This is a genomic window from Alcanivorax sp. 24 (assembly GCF_004360225.1).
Taxonomy (GTDB): Bacteria; Pseudomonadota; Gammaproteobacteria; order Pseudomonadales; family Alcanivoracaceae; genus Alloalcanivorax; species Alloalcanivorax xiamenensis.
Genome location: NZ_SNUA01000002.1, coordinates 38,610 through 64,934, shown reverse-complemented (window position 1 = coordinate 64,934; position 26,325 = coordinate 38,610). Strand labels below are relative to the sequence as shown.

At 64.1% G+C, this 26,325-nt stretch carries 24 protein-coding genes; 19 read left to right on the top strand and 5 right to left on the bottom strand.

All coding sequences use genetic code 11. From position 1 onward, the window contains the following. Positions 1–5: 5 nt before the first annotated feature. From E0L37_RS02815 to E0L37_RS02805, 3 genes are all read right to left on the bottom strand, one after another. Positions 6–683 (bottom strand): anti-sigma factor domain-containing protein, encoded by a 678-nt coding sequence (locus E0L37_RS02815; RefSeq protein WP_133490299.1) that lies wholly within the window; start codon positions 681–683, stop codon positions 6–8. Continuing rightward, positions 680–1,234: an RNA polymerase sigma factor gene (locus E0L37_RS02810; protein ID WP_022996065.1), complete on the bottom strand. Its 555-nt coding sequence runs from the start codon at positions 1,232–1,234 to the stop codon at positions 680–682. The genes E0L37_RS02815 and E0L37_RS02810 overlap by 4 nt, the downstream gene beginning before the upstream one ends. Before the next feature lie 113 nt (positions 1,235–1,347). Next, positions 1,348–3,345 carry a YncE family protein gene (locus tag E0L37_RS02805; RefSeq protein ID WP_133490298.1) on the bottom strand — a complete coding sequence of 666 codons (1,998 nt, stop codon included), beginning with the start codon at positions 3,343–3,345 and terminating at the stop codon, positions 1,348–1,350. 235 nt (positions 3,346–3,580) lie between these two features. Here E0L37_RS02805 and cysW point away from each other — a divergent pair, with 235 nt between their 5' ends. The 5 genes from cysW (at position 3,581) to E0L37_RS02780 (ending at position 8,012) form a co-directional block, all read left to right on the top strand. After that, positions 3,581–4,381, top strand: coding sequence for a sulfate ABC transporter permease subunit CysW (gene cysW, locus E0L37_RS02800; protein ID WP_055098741.1), 801 nt, complete (start codon positions 3,581–3,583; stop codon positions 4,379–4,381). A 14-nt stretch (positions 4,382–4,395) separates the two neighbouring features. Next, positions 4,396–5,490 carry a sulfate/molybdate ABC transporter ATP-binding protein gene (locus E0L37_RS02795; protein ID WP_133490297.1) on the top strand — a complete coding sequence of 365 codons (1,095 nt, stop codon included), beginning with the start codon at positions 4,396–4,398 and terminating at the stop codon, positions 5,488–5,490. Positions 5,491–5,639: 149 nt separating this feature from the next. Next, on the top strand, positions 5,640–6,629 hold the full coding sequence (locus E0L37_RS02790) for a PhoH family protein (protein WP_133490296.1): 990 nt from the start codon (positions 5,640–5,642) through the stop codon (positions 6,627–6,629). Further along, complete coding sequence (ybeY, locus tag E0L37_RS02785; protein ID WP_133490295.1) at positions 6,601–7,089, top strand: rRNA maturation RNase YbeY; 489 nt, start codon at positions 6,601–6,603, stop codon at positions 7,087–7,089. The genes E0L37_RS02790 and ybeY overlap by 29 nt, the downstream gene beginning before the upstream one ends. Before the next feature lie 47 nt (positions 7,090–7,136). Further along, positions 7,137–8,012: an HlyC/CorC family transporter gene (locus E0L37_RS02780; protein ID WP_133490294.1), complete on the top strand. Its 876-nt coding sequence runs from the start codon at positions 7,137–7,139 to the stop codon at positions 8,010–8,012. Between the two features lie 187 nt (positions 8,013–8,199). Here E0L37_RS02780 and cynS read toward each other — a convergent pair whose 3' ends face one another. Continuing rightward, the gene (gene cynS / locus E0L37_RS02775) at positions 8,200–8,640 is read right to left on the bottom strand and encodes a cyanase (protein ID WP_133490293.1); all 441 of its coding nucleotides are present in this window, start codon (positions 8,638–8,640) and stop codon (positions 8,200–8,202) included. A gap of 296 nt (positions 8,641–8,936) precedes the next feature. Here cynS and lnt point away from each other — a divergent pair, with 296 nt between their 5' ends. From lnt to E0L37_RS02745, 6 genes are all read left to right on the top strand, one after another. Beyond that, positions 8,937–10,406: an apolipoprotein N-acyltransferase gene (gene lnt, locus E0L37_RS02770; RefSeq protein ID WP_133490292.1), complete on the top strand. Its 1,470-nt coding sequence runs from the start codon at positions 8,937–8,939 to the stop codon at positions 10,404–10,406. 96 nt (positions 10,407–10,502) lie between these two features. Beyond that, positions 10,503–10,892 (top strand): nuclear transport factor 2 family protein, encoded by a 390-nt coding sequence (locus tag E0L37_RS02765; RefSeq protein ID WP_133490291.1) that lies wholly within the window; start codon positions 10,503–10,505, stop codon positions 10,890–10,892. A gap of 110 nt (positions 10,893–11,002) precedes the next feature. Then, the gene (locus tag E0L37_RS02760; protein ID WP_133490290.1) at positions 11,003–11,869 is read left to right on the top strand and encodes an MBL fold metallo-hydrolase; all 867 of its coding nucleotides are present in this window, start codon (positions 11,003–11,005) and stop codon (positions 11,867–11,869) included. Between the two features lie 21 nt (positions 11,870–11,890). Continuing rightward, positions 11,891–13,564 (top strand): bifunctional protein tyrosine phosphatase family protein/NAD(P)/FAD-dependent oxidoreductase, encoded by a 1,674-nt coding sequence (locus E0L37_RS02755; protein ID WP_133490289.1) that lies wholly within the window; start codon positions 11,891–11,893, stop codon positions 13,562–13,564. Between the two features lie 28 nt (positions 13,565–13,592). After that, positions 13,593–15,347, top strand: coding sequence for a SulP family inorganic anion transporter (locus E0L37_RS02750; protein ID WP_133490288.1), 1,755 nt, complete (start codon positions 13,593–13,595; stop codon positions 15,345–15,347). Positions 15,348–15,423: 76 nt separating this feature from the next. Next, positions 15,424–16,881 carry a DASS family sodium-coupled anion symporter gene (locus tag E0L37_RS02745; RefSeq protein ID WP_133490287.1) on the top strand — a complete coding sequence of 486 codons (1,458 nt, stop codon included), beginning with the start codon at positions 15,424–15,426 and terminating at the stop codon, positions 16,879–16,881. A gap of 238 nt (positions 16,882–17,119) precedes the next feature. On the opposite strand, the gene E0L37_RS02740 is transcribed toward E0L37_RS02745, so the two are convergent. Further along, positions 17,120–17,746 carry a YdcF family protein gene (locus tag E0L37_RS02740; RefSeq protein ID WP_133490286.1) on the bottom strand — a complete coding sequence of 209 codons (627 nt, stop codon included), beginning with the start codon at positions 17,744–17,746 and terminating at the stop codon, positions 17,120–17,122. Positions 17,747–17,895: 149 nt separating this feature from the next. On the opposite strand from E0L37_RS02740, the gene leuS reads away from it, so the two are divergent. The 8 genes from leuS to rlmH all read left to right on the top strand — a co-directional run bounded on the left by leuS (position 17,896) and on the right by rlmH (position 26,232). Next, positions 17,896–20,346, top strand: a complete 2,451-nt coding sequence (leuS, locus tag E0L37_RS02735; RefSeq protein WP_133490285.1) for a leucine--tRNA ligase — start codon at positions 17,896–17,898, stop codon at positions 20,344–20,346. A gap of 184 nt (positions 20,347–20,530) precedes the next feature. After that, the gene (gene lptE / locus E0L37_RS02730) at positions 20,531–21,034 is read left to right on the top strand and encodes an LPS assembly lipoprotein LptE (protein ID WP_133490284.1); all 504 of its coding nucleotides are present in this window, start codon (positions 20,531–20,533) and stop codon (positions 21,032–21,034) included. 5 nt (positions 21,035–21,039) lie between these two features. After that, a complete protein-coding gene (holA, locus tag E0L37_RS02725; RefSeq protein ID WP_133490283.1) occupies positions 21,040–22,044 on the top strand; it encodes a DNA polymerase III subunit delta in 1,005 nt (334 codons plus the stop codon). A gap of 210 nt (positions 22,045–22,254) precedes the next feature. After that, positions 22,255–23,112, top strand: a complete 858-nt coding sequence (locus E0L37_RS02720; RefSeq protein ID WP_133490282.1) for a class I SAM-dependent methyltransferase — start codon at positions 22,255–22,257, stop codon at positions 23,110–23,112. 73 nt (positions 23,113–23,185) lie between these two features. Beyond that, entirely contained in the window at positions 23,186–24,442 is a 1,257-nt protein-coding gene (locus E0L37_RS02715; protein ID WP_133490281.1) for a glutamate-5-semialdehyde dehydrogenase, read from the top strand. Positions 24,443–24,521: 79 nt separating this feature from the next. Beyond that, a complete protein-coding gene (gene nadD / locus E0L37_RS02710) occupies positions 24,522–25,316 on the top strand; it encodes a nicotinate-nucleotide adenylyltransferase (RefSeq protein WP_133490280.1) in 795 nt (264 codons plus the stop codon). Beyond that, positions 25,306–25,680, top strand: coding sequence for a ribosome silencing factor (gene rsfS, locus E0L37_RS02705; protein ID WP_022996036.1), 375 nt, complete (start codon positions 25,306–25,308; stop codon positions 25,678–25,680). The genes nadD and rsfS overlap by 11 nt, the downstream gene beginning before the upstream one ends. Before the next feature lie 81 nt (positions 25,681–25,761). Further along, positions 25,762–26,232, top strand: coding sequence for a 23S rRNA (pseudouridine(1915)-N(3))-methyltransferase RlmH (gene rlmH / locus E0L37_RS02700; protein WP_080530565.1), 471 nt, complete (start codon positions 25,762–25,764; stop codon positions 26,230–26,232). Positions 26,233–26,325 lie beyond the last annotated feature (93 nt).

Genomic DNA, 26,325 nt, shown 5'->3' with positions numbered 1-26,325 from the left:
CCAACCTACAACGCCACCGCACGGCCAATAAACAGCACCGGCCCGGTGGGCCGGTCCTCGGGCGATCCTCCCTCTGGTTCCAGGGTCAGCTCGAACAGCTGGCCACTTTCCACACCGCCCACCCGGCTGGCCGGAATCACCAGACTCCTGCCCGGCTCCACCAGGCCCAGTGAGCGCGGCCCCTTGTCCGCTTCCGCCAGGGTCCAGAACTGCACGCTGCGGTCCGCCGCGTACTGCCCTTTCACCAGCGGCGTGAGCCGCAGATCACCAGCGTCGGAGACGGTGATGCGCCAGCCCGGGCGGGCCGACTCGCCGGGAGCCTGCAGCACCGCGGTGTAGACTGGCGCCGGTTGGCGCAGCGGCCCGACCAGCAGCACCACCGCCACCAGCAGAGCCGCGCTCACCGTGCGCCATACCGCCACACTGGCCCAGCCGCTGCGCCACCAGGGGCGCGCCAGTCCGGTTTCCCAAGCCACCCGCCGCCACAGTCGCGCCGGCGGCCGCGCCGGCGGCAGTAAATCCGCGGCGCCCACCCAGTGCTCACGCCAGCGCCGGGCGAGCCGCCCGGCCTCGTCGTCCTCCGCCAGCCAGCGTTTGATTTCCGCCGCCCGCTCGCCGCGATGCAGGCCGAGCACATACTCGGCAATCAGTAAGCGACGCTCTTCGTGATCCTGGGGAATCATAGCCGCAGACACTCCTGAAGGCCTTTCAGGCCGGATCTCACCCGGCTTTTTATGGTACCCGCGGGCACCGCCAGAGCTTCCGCGATCTGCTCATAGGTAAGGCCGTGATAAAACGCCATCAGAATCGGACGTCGACGCTCACCCCGCAAGCCGCGCAGACAATCGAGCAGGCGGCGATCACGGTCCGCCAGCAGAGAGCACTGCTCCGGAGAGGGAGCCGGGTCGGGCCAATCGTCGCCGGGTAACCCCTGGTGTCCGATTTGCCCGCCGCGCCGCTGCTGGTTGATGAGCCGATAGCGCAACAGGCTGTACAACCAGGCCCTGGCGCTGCCCCGCTCCCGCCGGAAGCGGTGAGCGTTGCGCCAGACCTGGACGAAGGTGTCCTGTACCGCGTCCTCCGCCGCCGCCTGCTCACCAGTGAAACGGCGTGCCAGAGCCAGCATGCGCGGTGCTTCGATGGAATAAAGTCGTTGGAACGCATCCCGGTCGCCACCGGCACAGGCCAGCATAAGGGCATTGCCTTGTTCCAGATGCTGCTGATCGTCATCCATGGCCGGCTTCCAAGATGTGGCCTCACGAGGGTGTCTGCCGAAATCTTGAAGGCCGGCGCGAGAAGATCGTGTCAATGCCGGCAAAGCCGGCCGCCGGAGCGGCCTGCCTCACCTTATTCAGGCGTGTTACCCGGAAGAACCGTGATCAGCGACACCGACTCCGGTGACGCCTGGTCATAGCTCACCGACGGCGCCACATCCCCGCCGGTGGAATCCAGGATGTGGTCGAAACGCAGCACCTTGCCCTGGGATTTCTCCGCCACGTACAAATGCTGGCCGTCAAAGGCGATGTCCACCGGGTTGCCAAGCAGAGTGTTACCCACGGCATTGTTGTCGTTGTCGTCGATGCGCACCGATACATTGGTAATATCATCGGCGCTGCTGGCGTTATCCAGCACGTAGAGCTTGCCGTCGGTGGGATTGGTGCCGCTGCCCACGTCGGAGACAATCAATTGATCGCTGGCCGCGACATGTACAATGCCGTGCAGATTAGTAGGCGCGGCAAAGGCAGTGCCTCCCTCGGCGGGGATGATAACGCGGTCCGGGCCATCGGCGCCGCGAGCCAGGCTGAAGCTGTCGAACACCGCCACGGTGCCATCGGTGAGAGCCACATAGAGGCGGTCGCCATCCGGATCATAGTCCAGATCCCACGGCGCCACGCTCAGGGTGATGGTGAACAGCGGCGCCACATCACCGCCAGCCTGAGCACCGAACACCCGTACCGCGGGGTCGCCCTGATCGGCGACCAGTACCCAGCCCGGGCCGTCGGCCACATCAAAACCCTTGGGCGCGGACAGGCCGGTGTTGCCGCCCTCGATCACCCGGTCCCGGCTGTGACTGAAGGTCTCGCCGTCGCGGCCGCTGGCCAGATGGTTGATCACGCCCACCCCCGTGTCATAGCTCACGTAAGCATCACCCAACTGGTTAAACGCCAGGCTCTCCCGGTCCAGGCCGGAGGTAAACGCTCTCTGCGGGGCGGTCAGCCCGGTATCCAGTATGAGCACATCCGGGTCACCAGGCGCAGCGGGTGGATTGCTGGTCACCGCCAGGCCGGTGAAGACAGTGCCGACAGTATCGATGTCGGACAGATCCGCGCCGATATCCGGCGACAAGACCAGCGCCAGGGATTCTGGTTTGGTGCTGTCCACGATCCGGTCGGGGGCCACGTCTCCGGACTCACCGCTGAATACGTTCCGGTAAATCAGCACCGCGTCGTTGGACTTCTCGGCGATGTAAGCGGTGTCACCATTCAGGATCAGATCCACGGGATTGCCCAGAGAGGTGGCCGGACCGGCCAGCGTGCGCGCAGGGGTTACCATGCCGTCAGCGCTGGCGGCACCTTCGATCACATACAGACGGCCATCATCAGCCACCGCCGCGTCACCCACGTCGGTGATCACCAGAGTGTCGGTGTCCGCCCGGTAGGCAATGCCATGGATATTGGAGACGGAACCGGCGCTGTCCGGGGTGATGGTGCGCGCCGGTGTACCCATGAAGCCGCCTTCCACGTAGTCGTCGATGACAATCACGGTGCCGTTGGTCATGGCCAGGAACAGCCGGTCGGCGGCCTCGTCATAGGCCAGATCCCAGGCGTTGCCGGCCAGAGCGGTGCTGGCCAGGGGGACGGCTCCGGCACCGGCGGCGGTGCCGTATACCTCTATGCTGTTGCCACCGGTATTGGCGGCCATCACCAGCCCTGCTTCATGTGCGATGGCGATCCCTTTCAGAGTCATCGAGCCGGCCGCCTCGAAGTCACGATCAAGCGCGGCGTTGGGGCTGGAGCCATCCTGGCGTCCGGCGATCCTGTGCAGGGCCTGCAAGCGGCTGGGGGCGCCGCTGCTGTCATCGGCGGCATAGAGATTACCGAGCCGGTCCAGGGCAATGCCCTCGTTGGCGCCCGCGTTAAAGGTGGCCACCACATTCAGATCACCATCCAACCGGTCGATCCGGCCCACGCTATCGCCGCCATTGTGCATTACCAGCAGGGGCGCGGTCTGGAAATCGCCGTCGCCCGTGGCCGGGCGTCGATCATTGTCGCCGCCGCACGCGGCCAGCGCCACGGCTACCACCAACGGTGAGAGCCCCCACAAACCTTTGCCTTTCGAGTTCATGCCTTTCTCCTTGAGTGGGTATCGGTTCGGGCACGGAGCCCGGACGGGACCATCTCGGCCCCTGCTTGATACCCACGAGGGCAGCGTCCGGATGTAATAAAAAATAAAGAACGGTGGCATTCAGGTAACCGGCGATCTAACGCGATGCCGAAAGGATCTAAAACAGCACTGTATTTTGCTGATACGGAATATAGAATCGGGGCCCCGCTTCCCCCGAACACGGAGCCGCTCGCGCATGCCTCGATACTGGCACCAATGGGCACTGATCGCCGCCGCCTTCGCCGCCGTCATTCTGATGCTGGTGTTACCGCTGGCGTTGATCCTGCAACAGGCCTTCGCCCAGGGCGTGGCGCCGGTGCTTGAGGCCCTCTCCAGCAGCGACATGGGTCACGCCATCCGCCTCACTCTGGTGGTGGCGGCCATCACCGTGCCGGTGAATCTGCTGTTCGGTATCCTGCTGGCCTGGTGCGTGACCCACTATGAGTTTCGCGGTCGCAAACTGCTCACCACCCTGATCGATATTCCTTTCGCCATGTCGCCGGTGGTGGCCGGCCTCTGCTATCTGGTGGTGTACGGCAGTCAGAGCCTGCTGGGCCAATGGCTGAGCGACTGGAACGTACAACTGATGTTCGCCCTGCCGGGCATGGTGATGGTGACCATTTTCGTGTCTTGTCCCTACGTCGCCCGGGTGCTGATTCCGCTGATGCAGAGCCAGGGCCAGGACGAGGAGGAAGCGGCGGTGTTGATGGGCGCCTCCGGCTGGCAGGTGTTCTGGTATGTGACTCTGCCGAAGATCCGTTGGGCCCTGCTTTATGGCGTGGTGCTCACCAATGCCCGGGCGGTGGGAGAATTCGGCGCGGTCAGCGTGGTATCCGGCCTGATTCGCGGCGAAACCTTGACCCTGCCGCTGTTGATCCAGATGTTGCACGAGGACTACAACACCGTCGGGGCCTTCACCGCCGCCGGGCTGTTGGCCGCCATGGCCTTGATCACCTTGTTGCTGAAAACCGTGCTGGAATGGCGTCAACGCGTTTAAAGGAAAGCCAGAAAGTGAGCATTCAAGTCGAAAACATCCGCAAATCCTTCGGCGCCTTCACCGCCTTGCACGACATCTCCCTGGACGTGCCGACCAATCAGCTGGTGGGCCTGTTGGGACCGTCCGGCTCCGGCAAGACCACGCTGCTGCGGATCATCGCCGGTCTGGAACGGGCGGATAGCGGCCGGGTGCGGTTCAACAACGAGGATGTCACCCATCTGGACGCACGCCGCCGCCGGGTCGGATTCGTGTTCCAGCAATACGCCCTGTTCCGCCATCTCACCGTGGCCGACAACATTGCCTTCGGGCTGCGACTGTTACCACGCGCCGAGCGCCCCTCGCGCGGCGACATCCGCGACCGGGTGCGCGATCTGCTGAGTCTGGTGCAGCTGGATAATCTGGCCAGGCGCTACCCCGCGCAACTGTCCGGTGGCCAGAAACAGCGAGTGGCCCTGGCCCGGGCCTTGGCGCTGAAGCCGGAAGTGCTGCTGCTGGATGAGCCGTTCGGCGCCCTGGACGCCAAGGTCCGCAAGGACCTGCGTCGCTGGTTGCGGCGTCTGCACGAACAGATTTCGGTAACCAGCATCTTCGTCACCCACGACCAGGAAGAGGCCATGGAGGTCTCCGACAAGGTGGTGGTGATGAGCCAGGGACGAGTGGAACAGATGGGGTCGCCATTACAGGTGTACGAGCAGCCAGCCAGCCGCTTCGTGTTCGACTTCCTCGGCCACATCAACAGTCTGGAAGGGCTCTACGATGGCCACAACTGGCGCTCCGGCGACGCTTTTCTGCGCCTCGACACCCATGGCGCCTGCCCGGACGGCGCCCTCACGCTCTATTTGCGCCCCCACGAAGCGGATCTGGCGGCGGCACCCACCGAGGCCGCCCATTTGCCGGTGCGGGTGGCCGGACGCAGCGTGTTCGGCGGTACCGTGACGGTGGAACTCGAACCCCAGGGTTGGGGCGGTGAGGTACTTGAAGTGGAGCTGGACCGGGTGCGCTGGGACGCCCTCGATCCTGAACGGCACCCCGCCCTGTACCTGCTGCCCCGGCGTTTGCAGACCGTCACCTGCGACGGCGACCTGGGTCCCCAGGTAGCGCCGGCCTGAGGCCCGGCGCCGGCCGGCGCACCACCGGAGCATCGCCCCTTGCCTGCTCCCCGGCGGGCAGGCTACAGTGCCGGGAAATCTTCCCCCAAAAGCGCTTTTCGGGGTATGCTGAATCCATCGCAACCGCCCGCGGGGCCTCGCTTTCCAACTTGGACACACCACTCGCTTCCCAGAAACTCCGTCTCGAACCCTACGATTCCCAGCGGCTCGCCAATCTCTGTGGCCGGCTGGACGAGCACATCAAGCAGATCGCCAAGCGCTTGAGCGTGGATATCCACAATCGCGGCAATGAATTTCACCTGTCCGGCGACGAACGTTCGGTAAAGGCCGCCAGTTCGGTTCTGCACGATCTTTACGATCAGACCGTTGATGGCACCGATATCACACCGGAGCTGGTCCATTTGCACCTGCAGCAATCCGGTCTGACCGACAAGCTGGACAATACCGTGGCCTTCCCCAGCGACGACATGGTAATCCGCACCAAACGCGCCCGGATCCGGCCGCGCGGTGCCCACCAGCGCGAGTATGTGCGCAATATCCGTCGCCACGATATCAATTTCGGCATCGGCCCGGCCGGCACCGGCAAGACCTGGCTGGCGGTGGCCTGCGCCGTGGACGCCATGGAGCGCGCCGAGATCCAGCGTATTCTGCTGGTACGGCCGGCGGTGGAGGCCGGGGAGAAGCTGGGATTCCTGCCCGGAGATCTGGCGGAAAAGATCGACCCCTATCTGCGCCCGCTCTATGACGCTCTCTACGAAATGCTGGGCTTCGAAAACGTGGCCAAACTGATGGACCGCAACGTCATCGAAGTGGCTCCACTGGCGTATATGCGCGGACGCACCCTGAACAGCAGTTTCGTGATTCTGGACGAAGCCCAGAACACCACGCCGGAACAAATGAAAATGTTCCTGACCCGGATCGGCTTTGGCTCCCGGGCGGTGATCACCGGTGACGTCACCCAGGTGGATCTGCCGCGCCACCAGCGCTCGGGGCTGGTCAACGCGCTCGAGGTACTGGCCGACGAACAGGACATCGGCGTGACCCGTTTCGACAGCCGCGACGTGGTTCGCCACCCGCTGGTCCAACGTATCGTGGAAGCTTACGACCGTCATGAACGGAATACCGACCCCAACCGTTGATATCCAGTGGGCCACGGATGCCCCGGACGCACCGGACGAAAACGACTTGCAGCGCTGGGCCCTGGCCGCCGCGGAAGCGGCCGGCGGCGTGGTCGGTGATATCACCCTGCGGATCGTCGACGACGAGGAAATCCGCGTTCTCAACCGTGACTACCGGGGCAAGGACAAACCCACCAATGTGCTGTCCTTCCCTTTCGACATGCCCGAAGGCCTGCCCGATGACGCCATCGCCCCGCTGCTGGGGGATATCATTATTTGCGCGGACGTGGTCCGGCGCGAGGCCTCGGAGCAAAACAAAACCGTGGAAGCGCACTGGGCGCATATGGTCGTCCACGGTGTACTCCATCTGCTGGGTTACGATCATATCGACGATGACGACGCCGAACAGATGGAGTCCCTGGAGGTCCTCGCCCTTGCCGGCCAGGGCTTTCCAGATCCGTATAACTCGCTGCCCCCATGACTTCACAACCCATAACACCGAAACCATAACATGGAGCACTACCCCTGATGTCGGACGACTATTCAGACCAGAACAACGGTCGAAGTTGGTTGGAGCGCGTTGGCCAGTTCTTCACTTCCACTCCCGGTTCCCGGGAGGAATTGCTGGATCTGATGCGCTCCATGCGCGACAGTCACGTCATTGACGGTGACACGCTTGGCATCATCGAAGGCGCCATCGGCGTCAGCGACATGCAGGTCCGGGAGATCCTCATCCCGCGCACGCAGATGGTCAGCATCCGTGCCAGCAGCGATCCCCGCGATTTCCTGCCCACCATCATCGAATGCGCCCACAGCCGCTTCCCGGTTATTGGCGACGATCCGGACGAGGTCGTCGGCATCCTGCTCGCCAAGGACCTGCTGGCGCTGATTATGGAACCGGCCCGCATGGAGCGCTTCCAGATCAAGGATCATCTGCGCTCCGCCATGGTGGTCCCCGAGTCCAAGCGACTGGATTCGTTACTGCGGGAATTCCGCATCACCAAGAATCACATGGCCATCGTGGTCAACGAGTACGGCGGCATCGCCGGCCTGGTCACCATCGAGGATGTGCTGGAACAGATCGTCGGCGAGATCGAGGATGAGCACGACATCGAGGAAGACGATTACCTGATCAAGGATCTGGAGAACGGCGAACACACCGTCAAGGCCCTGACGCCGATCGAGGATTTCAACGAACACTTCCAGTGCGAGCTCAGCGACGACGAGTTCGACACCATCGGTGGTCTGGTGATGCACGCCTTCGGCCGCCTGCCCGGCCGCGATGAATCCATCGAGTTGGGGCCGTTTCAGTTCACCGTGTTAAGCGCCGACGGCCGCACCATCCGCTTGCTGCGGGTTACCCACCGGCAAGAGGACCCGACACTGGATGCCTCACCGGAATAATCCTTCGGAGCCTTGGAGACATAGATTCGGAGGCCACTCTACAGAGCCGTTGTGGGGAGCTTGCTTGCAAGCGAATCGTCAATCACTGGAAGGCGTATTCGCGGCCAAGGCCGCTTCCCACGGCAGGGGCTATCTTTCCCGGCGTTTTTTATGACCGCCGTCCATGGCGGTCACCCCGGAGGGGCCGTCACCAATGCTTGTAGGGCAGGAATTTTCCGTTCATGGTCACCACCACACGGTCTCCCTTGGGGTCTTCCTGTTTGTCCACTTCCATGGTGAAGTCGATGGCGCTCATGATGCCGTCGCCGAATTTTTCCTGGATCACCTCTTTCAGCGTGGTGCCATAAACCCCCGCGATTTCGTAGAACCGGTAGATCAACGGGTCCGTCGGCACGGTCTGGTCCCAGATTTTTGTGGGAAACGCTTCCAATGCCCTGGCCACGCCCTGGTCCAGCCCCAGGTACTCGGTGATCGCCATGGCTTTTTCCGGCGGCGCGCCATTCATGCCAAGGCAGGCGGACGCCAGCCATACCGGCGACATCCCCAGGTCCTCGCCCATCTTTTCCCAGGTCAGTCCCCGCTTTGCCTTGGCGGTGACAATAAGGTCGGTCATTTGCTGTTTATCCACGGTATCTCTCCTGTCACGGCACACTCTCCTGCTAACAAGCCTCGGAAAAACGTCATGCCGGACTCGATCCGGCATCTCCCGCTACGGAGTGATGCACCCTCCAGAGGGGGATCCCGGGTCAAGCCCGGGATGACGAGGTGTTTTTCAAAGGTTCCCCAAGCGTTGCAAGCTCCATACCAACTCAGAGACAGGGCCCCATGGCGCAAGGCGATTAATTTGCGTATAACGTGGCCTCACTATGCTGGGGCCAACCGTTACGCCCTGTTTCCGAGTTCATTTGGGGATCGCCGACAACCATGCCCAACCTGCTGCTCGCCCTGATCGCGGGGCTACTGTTTCCCCTCGCCTTTGCCCCCTACGATCTGTGGCCACTGGTGCTGGTCAGCGCCGCTCTCGGTTATACCGCCCTGGTGCGGTCGCCAACTCCGGGGCGGGCCTTTGCCGCGGGTTGGCTGTATGGCGTCGGCATGTTCGGCTTTGGAATCAGTTGGCTGCACGTTTCAATGACCGATTACGGCTTCATGCCGTTATGGATGTCGATTCCATTCACCGCCGTGTTCGCCATGGGATTGGCCCTGTTTTATGGGCTGGCTTTCTGGTTCACCAAGCGGCGCGGCACCCGCGCCATGGTGTTCGCCGGCACCTGGCTGGTGCTGGACTGGGTGCGTGGCTGGCTGTTGACCGGGTTCCCCTGGCTCTATGCCGGTTACGCCGCCATCGATACGCCACTGGCCGGGTTGGCGCCGCTGGGCGGCGTCTGGGCCCTCACTCTGACGCTGGTGCTGGCCTCCGCCACCGTGGTGGATCTGGCCCGGCCACGGGTCAGCGCCAGAGCGGCCGTGGCGGTGGTACTGATTCTGGTGACGGCGGCCCTGCTGGCCGGCCGCCATGCCTTCACCCACCCTTCCGGTCCGTCGCAACAGGTGGCTCTGGTGCAGGGCAACATCCCGCAGGACCTGAAGTGGCTGGCCACCATGCGCGACGAGACCCAGAAGATCTACCACTCGCTTAGCGCCGATCTGCCGGAGGACACCCTGGTGATCTGGCCGGAGTCGGCGATGATCGAGTTCTATCAGGATATTCGCGGCTTCGTGGATGGCGAGGGCGAACGGATCGCCGCCAGGGGCGGTGCCCTGGTCAGTGGTTTGCCCTGGCGCGATGCCAGCACCTACCCACCGCGATACCACAACAGCGTGGCGGTGGTGGGCACCGGCCACGATGGTGTTTATCACAAGCAGAAGCTGGTTCCGTTCGGCGAATACGTGCCGCTGGAGGGCCTGATCCGCGGCTGGATTCCCTTCTTTGATCTGCCCATGTCCAGCTTCACGCCGGGCCACCCCGCCCAGCCCAACCTGTTCGCCCTGGGCCAGGAAATCGCGCCGGCGATCTGCTACGAGATGCTCTATCCGGCCCAGGTGGCGGAGCGCACCGGCAATGCTGATGTGCTGCTGACCATCAGCAACGATGCCTGGTTCGGCCACTCCGCCGGACCCTTGCAGCATTTCCAGATGACCCGCATGCGCACCCTGGAAACCGGGCGCTGGCTGCTGCGCGGTACCAATAACGGTGTCACGGCGGTGGTCGACGCGCATGGCCGGGTACGTGACCGATTACCGCAATTCGAACGCGGCGTACTGATCAGCGAATATCGGCCGCGCCAGGGCCGCACTCCCTTCATGGTGGCCGGTGTCTGGCCCACGCTGCTGGTGGCCCTGGCCATGGCAGTGCTAGCTGGCGGGACGGGCCGCCGCAAAGGCACGTCCTGATCAGTACCGCGCAAACGGCCGTCATCTGTACCGTGACGGCCATTCCCGCCAGGCACCATACTCGGATTTCCCTGCTGATTACTGCCCGGAGGTTCCATGCCAGACCGTCTTACTCACGCTGATTTGCAATCACACGCCGACCACTGGATCGCCGCCTGGAACCGGGGGGATGTGGAAGCGGTCGTGTCCGCCTTCAGCGACGACGCGGTGTTCATCAGCGCGGTGGCCGAGCCCTACGTCGGCACCAGCCGTATTCAGGGCAAGGCGGCACTGCGCGATTACTGGGTAGCGGCATTGGCCGACCGGCCAGGTTTGCACTTCGAGCTGGTGGCCGCCATCTGTGACGAACCGGGCCAGCAATTGGTGGTGCATTACATCGCCAGCGCCAGCGCCAATGGCAAGCGGACGTTCGCCTGTGAAATCATGCGTTTTGAGAACGGACGTCAGATCCACGGCGAGGCCCTTTATGGCGCCCCGGCATTATAACCGGCCTGAACCAATTATTCCAAAATAGAATAAGCATATAACTTATTTGACTTTCGCTTCCGTGCCCCCTATAACGGTGCCATCCCGCAACGTTTTGGATGGATAGGGTCATGGCCGGTCCGCAAGTGCAAAGTTTCTTCGACACCAACACCAACACCGTCAGCTATGTGGTGACCGACCCGGATACCCGGCACTGCGCAGTGGTGGATTCAGTGCTTGACTACGACCCGGCCGCCGGGCGCACCCGTTACGACAGCGCCCAGCGGCTGGTGGATTACGTGCGCGAGCACGACCTCACCGTGGAATGGCTGCTGGAGACTCACGTCCACGCCGATCATCTGTCGGCGGCACCCTGGATTCAGGAACAGGTGGGCGGCAAGCTCGCCATCGGTTCTCATATCCGGACGGTGCAAGACACCTTCGGCAAGATCTTCAACGCCGGTTCCGAATTCGCCCGTGACGGCGGCCAGTTCGATCACCTGTTCGAGGATGGCGAGCATTATCGGGTTGGTAATCTGGAAGCCGTGGCCCTGCACACACCGGGCCATACTCCGGCCTGCATGAGTCACCGGATCGGCGACGCGGTATTCGTCGGCGACACTCTGTTCATGCCCGACTACGGCACCGCCCGTTGTGACTTCCCCGGCGGTGACGCCCGCACCCTGTACCAGTCGGTGCGCAAACTTTTGGAATTACCCGGCTCGACCCGCATGTTTTTGTGTCACGATTACCTGCCCGAGGGACGCGAGCAGTACCACTGGGAAACCACCGTGGAGGAGCAGCGGCGCGCCAACATCCATGTTCACGACGGGGTCAGTGAGGATCAGTTCGTCGCCATGCGCGAGAGCCGCGATGCCGGACTGGGTATGCCGCGCCTGATCCTGCCGTCGGTACAGGTCAACATGCGCGCCGGCCATCTGCCACCGGCGGAGGACAACGGCGTCCACTATCTGAAGATTCCACTGAATTCGATTTAAGAGACACGAGAGCGGAGCGCAATGAACGACTACAAGACTCTGACGCCGGCCATCTCGGTGGCCGGTCAGCTGCAGCCCGGGGATATGCAGGCCCTGGCCGAAGCCGGCTTTCACACCGTCATCAACAACCGCCCGGACGGTGAAGGCGAGGACCAGCCCGCCAGCGAGGCTCTGGCCGAAGCCGCCGCCGAAGCCGGCCTGCGATATTACTATTTGCCAATCACCCCGGGCGAAATCAGCGACGATCAGATCCAGCGCTTCGGACAACTGCTGGCGGACAATCGCGCGCCGGTCATGGCTTTCTGCCGCACCGGCAACCGCTCCAGCACACTGTGGGCACTATCGCAGTCCTCACGGCTGGACCCACAAACGGTGCTCGCCACCACCACCGCCGCCGGCTATGACCTGGAAAAACAGCGCTCCCGCCTGGAGCAACGCTGGCAGCAGGGGCAAGGCGCTGACGCCCCCCGCCGTTCACCGGCCAACGACTGGGATGTGCTGATCATCGGCGGTGGCGCCGGTGGACTGGCCGCCGCCGCCAGCCTGCTGAAGCGGCGTCCGTCCCTGAATGTCGCGGTGGTGGAACCGCGCGACACTCATTATTACCAGCCCGCCTGGACTTTGGTCGGCGCCGGCGCCTTCCGCCGCCGCGATACCGCCCGGCCGATGACCCAGGTGATGCCACGAGGCAGCAAATGGATCCGGGCCCGGGTCGCCGGTTTCGATCCGGAGCGCAACCAGGTGCTCCTGGATGATGGCGACCGCCTCGGCTATCGCGCGCTGGTCGTCGCCCCCGGCCTGGAACTGGATCTGGACGCGGTGGAAGGCCTGCGCGACAGCCTCGGCCACAACGGCGTGACCAGTAACTACCTGTTCGAGCATGCGCCCTATACCTGGGAATGCGTGCAGAACCTGAAACATGGCCGCGCCCTGTTCACGCAACCGCCGATGCCCATCAAATGCGCCGGCGCGCCGCAAAAAGCCATGTACCTGTCCTGCCATCACTGGGAGCAACGCGGCGCGCTGCCAAATATCGACGTGCACTTCCACAATGCCGGCGAGGCGCTGTTCGGCGTCGCCGACTTCGTGCCGCCGTTGATGGAATACGTACAGCGCTACAGCGCCACTCTGAACTTCCGCAGCACCCTGAAAGCGGTGGACGCGGGCCATCGCAAAGCCTGGTTCGTGGACAAGGATCAGGACGGTAACGCACGGGAGCGGGAAGAGAGCTTTGACCTGTTGCACGTGACACCGCCACAAAAAGCGCCGGCGTTCGTCGCTGACAGCCCACTGGCCAACGGCAACGGCTGGGTCGATCTGGATCCGGCCACCCTGCAACATCCGCGCTTCGCCAATGTCTTCGCCCTTGGCGACGCGGCCGGCACCAGCAACGCCAAGACCGCCGCGGCGGTACGCAAACAGGCGCCGGTACTGGCCGGAAACCTGCTGTCGGTGCTCGACGGCCGGTCCCCCGGCGCCGCCTATGACGGCTACGGCGCCTGCCCGCTGACCGTGGAAAAAGGCAAGGTGATCCTGGCGGAATTCGGCTACCAGGGCGTACTGCAGCCCACTTTTCCGCTGGCCCCCACCCAGGCCCGCTCGCTGTATTGGTGGCTCAAGGCCAAGGCCATGCCGCGCATCTATTTCGACCTGATGCTGAAAGGCCACGAATGGCTCACCGGTCCAACCAAATGACCCTGCTCCATTACCGGGCTCACCAACGGTGAGTCCGGCCTCCCCTCGCCGCCGCCCGTCACTGCCGTCCTGGCTGCCGGCGTCACGCTGGCTGGCCGGCTATCAGCGCCGGGATCTGAGCGCCGATGGCCTGGCGGCGGTGATCGTCACCCTGATGCTGATCCCGCAGAGCCTGGCTTACGCGCTACTCGCCGGTGTTCCGGCGCAGATGGGGCTCTATGCCAGCATTCTGCCGCTGGTGGCCTACGCCCTGTTCGGCTCCAGTCGCACCCTGGCGGTGGGGCCGGTGGCGGTGATCTCATTGATGACCGCCGCGGCCGCCGGTCAGGTGGCCGGCGGTGACAGCGCCACTTTCCTGCTCGCCACCACGGTACTGGCGTTGCTCTCCGGGCTGATGCTGGTCGGCATGGGCCTGCTGCGTCTCGGCTGGGTGGCGAACCTGCTCAGTCATTCAGTGATCGGCGGTTTTATTTCCGCTTCCGGTCTGCTGATCGCCGCCAGCCAGCTCAAACATCTGCTGGGTATTCCCTTGCACGGTGACACACTGTGGGCCCTGGGGGAGGGCCTGGTGGCGCAAATCGGCCGGATTCAATGGACCACGGTGGTCCTCGGCCTGCTCACTCTGGCGTTCTTGTTCTGGGCCCGCTCCGGCCTGAAATCCCTGCTCGCCCGCACCCGTCTTTCCGCGTCGGCGGCGGACCTTGTCAGCAAGGCGGCGCCGGTGCTGGCGGTGATCCTCACCACCCTGGCGGTGGAAGGCCTGAATCTGCATCAGGCAGGCGTGGCCACGGTGGGCGCCATTCCCGGCGGTCTGCCGGATCTGAGTCTGCCTGCGTTCGATGCGGAACTGTGGCGGGCACTGCTGCTGCCGGCTTTGCTGATCAGCCTGATCGGCTTCGTCGAATCGGTGTCGGTGGCCCAGACCCTGGCCGCCAAGCGCCGTCAACGCATCGACAGCAACGCGGAACTGACCGGCCTGGGCATGGCCAACCTGGCTTCGGCGGTGAGCGGCGGTTTTCCGGTTACCGGCGGCTTCTCCCGTTCGGTGGTGAATTTCGATGCCGGTGCCCGCAGCCCCCTGGCTGGCATCCTCACCGCCGTGGGGATCGCCCTGACTGCCCTGTTCTTCACGCCCTGGTTCCAGGCTCTGCCGAAGGCCACCCTGGCCGCCACCATCATCGTCGCCGTGCTCAGCCTGGTGGACCTTGGCGCCCTGGCCCGCACCTGGCGCTATTCCCGCGCGGACGGCCTGGCCATGGCCGTGACCATGGCTGGTGTGCTGCTGATGGGCGTGGAAGTGGGCGTGATCGCCGGGGTGCTGTCGTCGCTGCTGTTGTTTCTGTGGCGCACCGGCCAGCCCCATGTGGCGGAATTGGGCCAGGTGCCCGGCACCGAGCATTTCCGCAATGTGCAGCGGCATCAGGTGCAAGTGTCCCCCTCCGTGCTGTCGCTGCGGGTGGACGAGTCTCTTTACTTCGCCAATGCCCGCCATCTGGAGGATCAGATCTACGACGGCGTGATGCAGCGTCCCCAGGTCCGCCACGTGGTACTGCTGTGCTCGGCGGTCAACCAGATCGACGCCAGCGCGCTGGACAGCCTGGAAAGCCTCAATCAACGGCTGGGGGACGCCGGTGTCACGCTGCATTTGTCCGAGGTCAAAGGCCCGGTGATGGATCGTTTGCGCCGCTCCCCCTTCCCGGAACACCTGCATGGCCGAATCTTTCTGACCCATTTCGACGCCTTGCGCACTCTGGACCCGGCGAGCCTCTCCCCGCCGTCCTAGCGATAAGTCTAATTCCCAGCGTCCGGGCCTGAGCGCATACTGGTTTGTTTTTCGTTATGCGCCCCAGGAGTGGTCAATGACCGACGCTGCCCGGCATCAGGCCGAGATCAAGAAAGACACCGATATCGCCGCCTGGATCGGCCTGTTTCTCGGCCCCCTGCTGTTGTTGGCCTGCCTGCTCACCGATCCGCCCGGCACCTTGAGTGAAGCAGGCTGGCGTACCGTGGGCCTGACCTTGTTAATGGCCACCTGGTGGTCCACCGAGGCAATCCCGATTCCGGTCACCTCCCTGCTGCCGATTCTGATGGCGCCCGCCCTGGGCATCAGCACCGTGGACAAGGCGTCCGCGCCCTACGCCAACCCGGCGATCTTTCTGTTTCTCGGCGGTTTCATGCTGGGGCTGGCCATGGAACGCTGGAATCTGCACAAGCGCATCGCCCTGATGACCCTGCGCGCCGTCGGCAGCCAACCCGCCTACCAGGTGGCCGGTTTCATGCTCGCCACCGCCTTTCTCAGCATGTGGGTCAGCAACACCGCCACCTCCATCATGATGCTGCCCATCGGCATGTCGGTGATCACCTTGCTCGGCGAGGACAATCCGCACAGCGAACGTCTCTCCATCGGCCTGTTGCTGGGCATCGCCTACGCCGCCAGCATCGGCGGCATCGCCACCCTGATCGGCACGCCACCCAACGCGCTGCTGATTGCCTTTCTGAAGGACAATTACGATATTCACATTGGCTTCGGCCAGTGGATGCTGGTGGGGGTGCCGGTGTCGGTGGTGATGCTGGTCGTGACCTGGCTGTGGCTGACCCGGGGCGGCCTGCGCAAAGCGGAAAAACTGGCCGACAGCGACGCTCTGATCAACAACGAGCTCAAGGCGATGGGACCGTTGTCCCGGGGTGAAAAAGGGGTCGCGGTGGTGTTTTTGTGCGCCGCCTTCGCCTGGGTATTCCAGCCTTTGATCGCCAAAGTCGTGCCGGGAATCAACGACACCAGTATTGCCATGGCGGCGGCCATCGCCTTGTTCCTGGTGCCGGTGAGCCTCAAGAACCGGGATTTCCTGATGAGCTGGGGCCATGCCGGCAAGCTGCCCTGGGGCGTGCTGCTGCTGTTCGGCGGCGGCCTGTCCCTGGCCGCTCAGATCCGCGCCACCGGGCTCGCCGACTGGATCGCCCAGGGCATGGGAGCGCTTGGTTTCCTGCCGCTGGTGCTGTTGATCGGCATGGTGGTCATGGTGATCATCTTTCTGACCGAGGTCACCTCCAACACCGCCACCGCCGCCGCTTTTCTGCCGCTGCTTGGCGCCCTGGCGGTGTCGCAGGGCATGTCACCGGAACTGCTGGCGATTCCCGCCGCCATCGCCGCCAGTTGCGCCTTCATGATGCCGGTGGCGACGCCACCCAACGCCATTGTTTTCGGCACCGGCCATCTGCGCATCGGCGACATGATCCGCGCTGGCTTCCTCCTCAACCTGGTGGGCATCGTGGTGGTGACCCTGCTCAGCTATGTGCTGGTGAGGACCATCTGGTAAACGCTTACCCGCTAAACCCGCCAAGCTTTTGATGACGTTCATTCAGAGGTCGCCACGAAGCCGCTGTGGGAAGCTGGCTTGCCAGCGAATACAGTGTGAGTACTATCTCAGACCCATTCTCTGGCAAGCCAGCTTCCCACAGCGGCTTTGCAGTGCAGACCTTGGCAACCTGCCGGGTGGCACTCCGCCTGACAGCGAATCAGCGTGTTGCTTACCCGCGCCGTTTTTACCGCGATCGTCACAACGGGTATTTGCAGTGATACCAGATCAGCGCCAGCCATTCGCGCCAGATCACCGGCATCTGCGACAGCGCCCCGGCGGAGGGCATCCAGGGGCGGCGCGGCAACAAGGTAGCCGGGTGAGGCGTCACTTCCAGACCCTGGGCCTGAAAACAAAGCGTGGCACGGCACAGGTGAGCCTGATCGGTGACCAACATCAGGCTCTCGATACCGCGAAGGCGCAGAATCCGGGCCACCATCACCGCGTTTTGCCAGGTATTGCGGCTCTCTTGTTCCAGCATCAGGGGCGCGTCCGGCCAGCGCCGGCGCACCACCTCGGCCATCAGCGCGGCCTCGGATTGCTCCGGCAGCAAAGGTTGGCCGCCGGGAGCGCCACCGCAAAGCAGCAACGGCAATTGCCGCTCACGGGCCAGTTCCAGCGCCACCCGTAACCGCTTCAGACCCAGTGTGTTGAGGCGGTACCCTTCACCGTCACGGCGCCGCCCCGCCCCCAGTACCACCACCGCCCGCGGCGGCGAGGAAGCGCGCCGCCGCGGTACCGGCGGGTAAAACCGGGCGACCACCGCCGGCAGGGTAGCGCCGGCCATCACCAGCGCCACCATGCCCAGAATCATTACCTCGTCCATTCGCTGTCTGCCCGCGCCCCGCTCATGTATCCTATGTTCCCTTCATGTATCCGCATGTGCCCGGCTCGCGCACCGCCCGCCGGTCATGCGACATGACTTATTCGACGACACACTGCCAGACACCCATTGACCTAACGCTAAGAGAACCGATGGACGCACAGTATCGCCCCGACCAGGTAGAACGGGAAGCCCAGGAATACTGGGAGAATCAGGAGACCTTCAAAGTCACCGAGCAACCGGGCAAGGAAAAATTCTATTGCCTGAGCATGTTCCCTTATCCCTCCGGTCGACTACACATGGGCCATGTGCGCAACTACACCATCGGCGATGTAATCAGCCGGTATCAGCGCATGCAGGGCAAGAACGTGATGCAGCCAATGGGCTGGGACGCTTTCGGCCTGCCCGCGGAAAACGCGGCGGTGAAGAACCAGAGCGCGCCGGCGCACTGGACCTACGAGAACATCGACTACATGAAGCGCCAGCTCAGACAGCTCGGTTTCGGCTATGACTGGAGCCGCGAGCTGGCCACCTGCCGCCCGGAGTACTACCGCTGGGAGCAGTGGTTCTTCACCCGGCTTTACGAGAAGGGTCTGGTCTACAAGAAAATGTCCACCGTCAACTGGGATCCGGTGGACCAGACCGTGCTCGCCAACGAACAGGTGATCGACGGACGCGGCTGGCGCTCCGGCGCTCTGGTGGAGCGCAAGGACATTCCCCAGTGGTTCGTGAAAATCACCGCCTACGCGGATCAATTGCTGGAAGACCTGGATCAGCTGGACGGCTGGCCGGAACAGGTCAAGACCATGCAGCGCAACTGGATCGGCCGGTCCGAAGGCGTTCAGCTTGACTTCGCGTTGCGGGACAGCGACGACGCCCTGAGCGTCTACACCACCCGCCCGGACACCCTTATGGGGGTCAGCTATGTGGCGGTGGCGGCACAGCATCCGGTGGCGCGACTGGCCGCCCGGGACAACGCGGACATCGCCGCTTTCATTGACGAATGCACCCATACCAAAGTGGCCGAGGCGGATCTCGCCACCATGGAGAAAAAAGGCGTATTCACCGGCCGCTATGCTCTCCACCCGATCAGCGGCGAGGAAGTACCGGTGTGGATCGCCAACTTCGTGCTGATGGACTACGGCTCCGGGGCGGTGATGGCGGTGCCCGCCCACGACCAGCGCGATTTTGAGTTCGCGCGGAAATACGATCTGCCGATCCGCCAGGTGATCGAACCCGCCGGCGACGCAACCATCGATCTGACCAAGGAGGCCTTTACCGTCAAGGGTAAGCTGGTCAACAGCGGCGAATTCGACGGCCTCACCTCCGAGGCGGCTTTCGACGCCATTGCCGCTTGGCTCAGTGAGCGCGGCCTGGGCGAAAAGAAGGTCAACTACCGTCTGCGCGACTGGGGTGTATCCCGCCAGCGCTACTGGGGCGCACCGATCCCGATGCTGACTCTGGAAGACGGCAGCCAGGTGCCGGTGCCCGAGGACCAATTGCCGGTGGTGCTGCCCGAGGACGTGGAGATGGACGGCGTCACCTCGCCGATCAAGGCGGACCCGGAGTGGGCGAAAACCGAGTACAACGGCCAGCCCGCCCTGCGCGAAACCGACACCTTCGACACCTTCATGGAATCGAGCTGGTACTTCGCCCGCTTCGCCAGTCCGGACAGTGACCAGGCCATGCTGGACCCCGCCGCCGCCAATTACTGGCTGCCGGTGGACCAGTACGTGGGCGGCATCGAACACGCCATCCTTCACCTGCTCTACTCACGCTTCTTCCACAAGCTGATGCGTGACGCCGGCCTGCTCGACAGCGACGAACCGTTCAAGCGGCTGCTGTGCCAGGGCATGGTGCTCAAGGACGGGGCCAAGATGTCCAAGTCCAAGGGCAATACCGTGGACCCACAGCAGATGATCGAGCAATACGGTGCCGATACCGTGCGGCTGTTCATGATGTTCGCGGCGCCACCGGAACAGTCGCTGGAATGGAACGACGCCGGCGTCGAAGGCGCGCACCGCTTTATCAAGCGCTTGTGGCGGATGGTGGCCGAGCATGTCGAAGACGGCGCCGCCCCGGCACTGGATGCGAACACACTGAGTGCCGACGCCAAGGCCGTGCACCGCAAGACCCATGAGACCATTCAGAAGGTCAGCGACGACTTCAGCCGCCGTTACACCTTCAATACCGCCATCGCCGCGGTGATGGAGTTGATCAACGACACCGGCCGTCTTGCCGCCGATGATCCACAGGCAGGCGCGGTCCGTCAGGAAGCGCTGGAAGCCGCGGTGCTGTTGCTGTCACCCATTATTCCCCACGCCTCTCACCAGTTGTGGCGGGCACTGGGCCATGATGACGCGGTGATCGACGCCGTCTGGCCCGAAGTGGACGAAAGCGCTCTGGTCAAGGACAGTGTGGAACTGGTGGTGCAGGTAAATGGCAAGGTGCGCGCCAAACTGGAAGCACCGGCGGACGCCGACAACGCTGCCCTGGAAACGCTGGCCATGGCCGAAGAGAACGTGCGCAAGTTCATCGACGGCAAGACCGTGCGCAAGGTCATCGTGGTGCCCGGCAAACTGGTTAACCTTGTCGTCAACTAATGGTTGCCAACTAAAGCGTTTCTGAATACACCCCGTCATCCCGGGCCTGACCCGGGATCTCCCTCCGGAGAGCGCATGGCTCCGTGGATGGAGATGCCGGACAAGTCCGGCATGACGTTGTTCAGAGGCGGCGCCCTAACCGGCAAGACCGCCAACGCGAGGTCAACAGCCCACGGAGATCGTCATGACGCTCGTCCCACATCGCACACTGTTGCTTGTTCTCGCCACACTTCTTCTGACGGCGTGCAGCGGCTGGCAGTTGCGCGGCCAGACCCACACCCCGCAATTCGAGAGTGTCACCCTGGCTGGTGGCACCGCTCAATTGCGCTACACCCTGGAACGGGAGCTGACGCCGCTGGGCGTACTGCTGCATGGCGAGTCGCCCTACGTGATCCGGGTCATCGACGAACGTTGGGACCGGCGCACGGCGGCGGTGGACGAGCGCGGGCGGATCGCCGAACTGGAATTGCATTATGAACTGGTGTGGCAGTTGATCGACCGCGACACCCAGGCGCCACTCAACCCGCCCCGCCACATCCGGGCACTGCGTAACCTGGCCTACTACCCGGACAACATCACCGCCTCGTCCGACGAGGAAGAAATGATCCGCCAGGATCTGTACGACGACATCGTCTACCGCCTGATCAACCAGTTGGCGGACGCTTCCCGCAAAGTACAACGGAACTGACCGCCATGCGGCTGCGCGCGGACCAACTGGGCAAACACCTCAACGGCGAAGAGCTGCTGCCGGTCTATCTGGTGGCCGGCGACGAGCCGTTGCAACAAGACGAAACCCTGGACGCCCTGCGGGCCGCGGCCCGCCAGCGCGGCTTCGAGGAGCGACAGCGTTTCAGCGCCGACACCGGCATCGACTGGAACGCCCTGCTCAACGAAGCGCAAAGCCTGAGCCTGTTTGGCGGCCGCCGAATCCTTGAGGTCGTGCTCAACGACAAGCGCCCGGACAAAGCCGGCAGCCAGATCCTGCGGGACCTGATGGCCAGCCCCTCCCCCGACACCCTGCTGCTGATCCGCTGTTCACGGTTGGACCGTCGCAAGGACTGGGGTAGCGCCTGGGTCAAGGCGCTGGACGGTTGCGGCGCGGTCATCGAGATCTGGCCGGTGGAAGGGCGCCAGCTTTACCCCTGGTTGCGGGACCGTCTGGCCAGCCGCGGTCTCAACGCGGACGAAGACGCCCTGGAACTGCTGATCCAGCGCAGTGAAGGCAACCTGCTGGCCGCCGCCCAGGAGGTGGACAAACTGGCCCTGCTGGCCGAGGACGGCCACGTGACCCCGGAAACCGTGCAACAGTCGGTGGGCGATTCCAGCCGTTACACGCCTTTCGATCTCACCGACGCCACCGCCCAGGGCGATCCCGCCCGCGCCCTGCGGGTCCTGCGAACACTGCGGGCCGAGGGCGTGGAGCCGCCGGTGATCCTGTGGGCCCTGAGCCGCCACCTGCGCGGCCTGGACGCCCTGCTCACCGGCGGCAACCCGCCACGCATGCCACCCGCCCGCATGCGCGCCATGGAAACCCAGGCTTCGCGCCTGCGGCCGCGCCAGTTGCATCAGGCCCAGGCCCTGGCGATCCGCGCCGACCGCACCGTCAAGGGCATGGCTCCCGGCGATCCCTGGAAACATCTCAGCAGCCTGGTGCTGCGCCTCACCGGCCAGCCCCTGCCGCCGATTCTGGAAAGGTAAGACCGATCGCTGGCACGCTTACACGCGGCACGCCGGCACGCCAAAACCTGAAAACGCCATGCCGGACTTGATCCGGCCTCTCTCTGCTCCCTCTACAACCACTGGGCTCCGTTGAAGGCGGCACCGGGTCAGGCCCGGATTGGCCCGCTCGGAACCCGCCGTTCTGCTAGGGTCGGTTCACATTATTGTCATCGTCGCCAGGAACGACCTATGCCGCAGCGTCTGGACACCTCCTCGATCAGCTTTACCGCTCTTTATACCGGCCAGGTGTGGGTGCGTAACGGGCTTTCCTCGGCGGATTTCCAGACCCGCGCCGGGGCCTTGCTATACCATGCGATGACCCCCTTCGAGGCGGTGGGCAAGCAACTGCTGGGCGGCAATATCCGCACCTTCCTGCTGCAACGCCATTACCTCATCGACGCCCGCCTGCGGTCACTGATAGAGCACTACCCGGACCTGCAGATTCTGGAAATCGCCTGCGGTCTGAGCCCGCGCGGCTATCGTTTTCGCCAGCAGTACCCCCACATGACCTATGTGGAAGCGGATCTGCCGGACATGGCCCGGCGCAAACGACGGCTGCTGGCGCGGCTCGGTGCGCTTGGCGACCGGCACCGGGTGGAACCGGTCAACATTCTGTTGGAACAAGGCGAAGACAGCGTGCCCGCCCTGCTGGCCCGCTTCGCCCCGGACAAGCCGGTGGCGGTGGTCACCGAAGGCCTGATCAACTATTTCTCGCTGGCCTCGATCAGCCCGTTCTGGCAACGGCTGGCGACATCGCTGGCCGGCTTTCCCGACGGCCGTTATCTCACCGACAATTATCCGCTTTACGCCAACCGCCGTATTCAGCGGACCCTGAAAACCCTGGGTGGCGTGCTCGGTGTCCTGTCCCGCAGCCAGGTCAGCTTCCACTTCGACTCCAATGAGCAGAGCCGGGCCCATTTTCGCGCCCTCGGTTTCCACCATCTCGACATTCACGACCCGGCGGATTACTACCAGCGGCTGCCCATTCCGCGTACCCGCCGCACACCGATGGTGCGGGTCCTGGAGGCCCGCACCGGAGCAGCGTGACGGCGCCGGTTTCGCCGCTGTCGTCCTGCACCTATACTATGGGGCTTCCGATCGACACGGCATGACAGAACACATGGATATCCAGCAGTACATGGCCAACGTGGGCGAGCAGGCCCGCGACGCCGCCCGCGCCATGGCCCGGGCCAGCGCCGGTGACAAGAACAATGCCCTGATGGCCATCGCCGGGGCGTTGCGCGAGCACCGTGACACCATTCTCGCCGCCAACCAGGGCGACCTGGCGCGGGGCCGCGACAACGGCTTGGACGCGGCCTTGCTGGATCGCCTGGAACTGACCCCGGCACGCTTCGAAGGCATGGTGGAAGGGCTCGAGCAGGTCATCGCGCTGGCCGATCCGGTGGGGGAAATCACCGATTTGAACTATCGTCCGTCCGGCATCCAGGTGGGCCGCATGCGCGTGCCCCTGGGCGTGATCGGCATCATTTACGAATCCCGTCCCAACGTCACCATCGACGCGGCGGCACTGTGCCTGAAATCCGGCAACGCGGCGATTCTGCGTGGCGGTTCCGAAGCCATTGAGTCCAATCAGGCCATCGCCGCCTGCCTGCGCCAGGGCCTGGCCGCCGCCGGCCTGCCGGAAACCGCGGTACAGGTACTGGAAACCACCGACCGCGCCGCGGTGGGCGAGTTGATCACCCATCCCGAATACGTGGACGTGATCGTTCCCCGTGGCGGCAAGGGCCTGATCGAGCGCATCAGCCGGGAAGCACGGGTGCCGGTGATCAAACATCTGGACGGTAACTGCCACACCTACATCGATGTGGACGCCGATGCCGACAAGGCGATCAAGGTCGCCTACAACGCCAAAACCCAGCGCTATGGCACCTGTAACACCATGGAAACGCTGCTGGTGCACCGGGACATCGCCGCCACCGTGCTGCCAGAGCTGGCGCGGATGTACCGGGAAGAGGGTGTGGAGCTGCGGGGCTGCGAACGCACCCGGGCGCTGCTGAAGGACATCGCCGCCGCCACGGAAAGCGACTGGGAAGAAGAGTATCTGGCACCGATTCTGGCGATTCGCCTCGTCGATGGTCTGGATCAGGCCATGGATCACATCCATCGCTACAGTTCCCAGCACAGCGAAGCAATCATCACCGAGAACTACACCCGGGCACGGCGTTTTCTCGCCGAAGTGGATTCCAGCTCGGTGATGGTCAACGCTTCCACCCGCTTCGCCGACGGCTTCGAATACGGCCTGGGCGCGGAGATCGGTATTTCCACCGATAAGCTCCATGCCCGGGGCCCGGTGGGCCTGGAAGGGCTGACCAGTCAAAAATGGGCGGTGCTGGGCGACGGGCATGTGCGTCAGTAACGGGAGCGGATTCTGAATCTCCAGCCTCATCGCCAGACGCCAGACGCCAGACGCCAGACGCTAAAGCCGGGAGGTCTCCATGGTTAGCGTCCAGTATCCGGCGTCCGGCGTCCGGCCTCTTATCCTGTTCGGCGGCACCTTCGACCCGGTTCATGGCGCCCATGTGCGCGCCGCCCTGGCCGTGTCCCAGGTGCTCGGTGACGCACCGGTGCGGTTGCTGCCCAACGCGGTGCCGCCACATCGGCCCCAGCCCTTGGCGAACGCCAGCCAGCGCCTGGCCATGGTGCGCCTGGCCTGCGCCGGACATCCGGCCCTGCAGGCGGATGACTGGGAGTTGCGGCAGGCCGGCCCGTCCTACACTCACCTGACGTTGCAGCACTTTCGCCGCCTCATTGGCCGGCGGCGGCCACTGGTGTTCATGATCGGCGCCGACAGCTTCGCCAGCCTGCATCAATGGCACGGCTGGCGCCGCTTCGCCGCCCTGTGCCATCTGGCGGTGGTCCCCCGCCCCGGCGCGCCGGCACCGCTGCCGGCGGTGGAAAAGGCCTTTCCACGCGGCCAGGCGCGCCTGCTGCAGACCCTTCCGGCGGGGCGCCGGCTGATGCTGACGCATCCGCATATGGACATTTCCGCCACCGCCATCCGCGAGGCGCTGGAGCATCGGGGACAATGCCGTGCCCTGACCCCGGTGGTGGAAGCGCATATCCGCCGCCATGGTTTGTATAATGTGCGGACATCCGCTGCCCCGGCGGCGCCCGGAATCATAGAACCCGATACCGACGCCATTACCAACATCGACGTCACTACCAATACCGACGCCACTACCAATACCGGCGCCAATACAATGGAAACAACGAGGCCCCATGAGTTCTGACACCTCTCTGCTGGATCTGGTACTCGACGCTCTCGAAGAGCTGAAAGCACGGAACGTCACCCACCTGGATGTTCGCGAGCTCACCAGTGTGGCGGACGATATGGTCATCGCCAGCGGCACCTCCAACCGCCACGTCAAAGCCCTGGCGGACAACGTGGTGGAACGGGCCAAACAGGCCGGTTATCGCCCGCTGGGTACCGAAGGCGAAAAAGGCGCCGAGTGGATCCTGGTGGATCTCGGTGACGTCATTGTCCATCTGATGCTGCCCGCCACTCGCGAGTTCTATGATCTGGAACGTCTATGGCGCAATCCGGATCACCATCCCGAGCGGACCGGCACGCCGGCCAACAAGGATCCGGGCTGAACCCGCCAGCCGTTTCGCAGTCCCATTTGCCTGAGCCGGCATCACTCAGGGCCGGTTCAGGAGGGCGCCGCAGGAGAGTCTATGCGCATCCATCTGTTTGCCGTCGGCACTCGCATGCCGGCCTGGGTCGAGCAGGGCTTCCAGGAGTACCAGAAGCGGCTGCCCCCGGACATGCGCCTGCTGCTGGAGGAGATCCCACTGCCCAAGCGGGCCAAGGGCGACGTCGCCGCTTTGGTGCGGACCGAGGGTGAGGCCATCCGCAAGCGGCTGGAGAAACTGCCCGGCGCCCGCGTGGTGGCTCTGGAGGTCACCGGCAAAGCGGTGGATACGCCCATGCTGTCACAACGCCTCGGCGAATTGCGGGATCTCGGGCAGGATCTGGCGCTGCTGGTGGGAGGCCCGGATGGGTTGTGTGCCAGATTGTCCGCCGACGCCGACGAGCGCTGGTCGCTGTCGGCGTTGACGCTGCCGCACCCTCTGGTGCGGGTATTACTTGCCGAACAGCTGTATCGTGGCTGGACGCTGCTTGCCGGCCACCCCTATCATCGCTGAGCAAAACCACCCGGTAATCTGGCTGCCATGCGCGATCCACACTCACATTTCGTTCCGATCACCGTGCCATGGCGACCGGTCACGGAACCGATC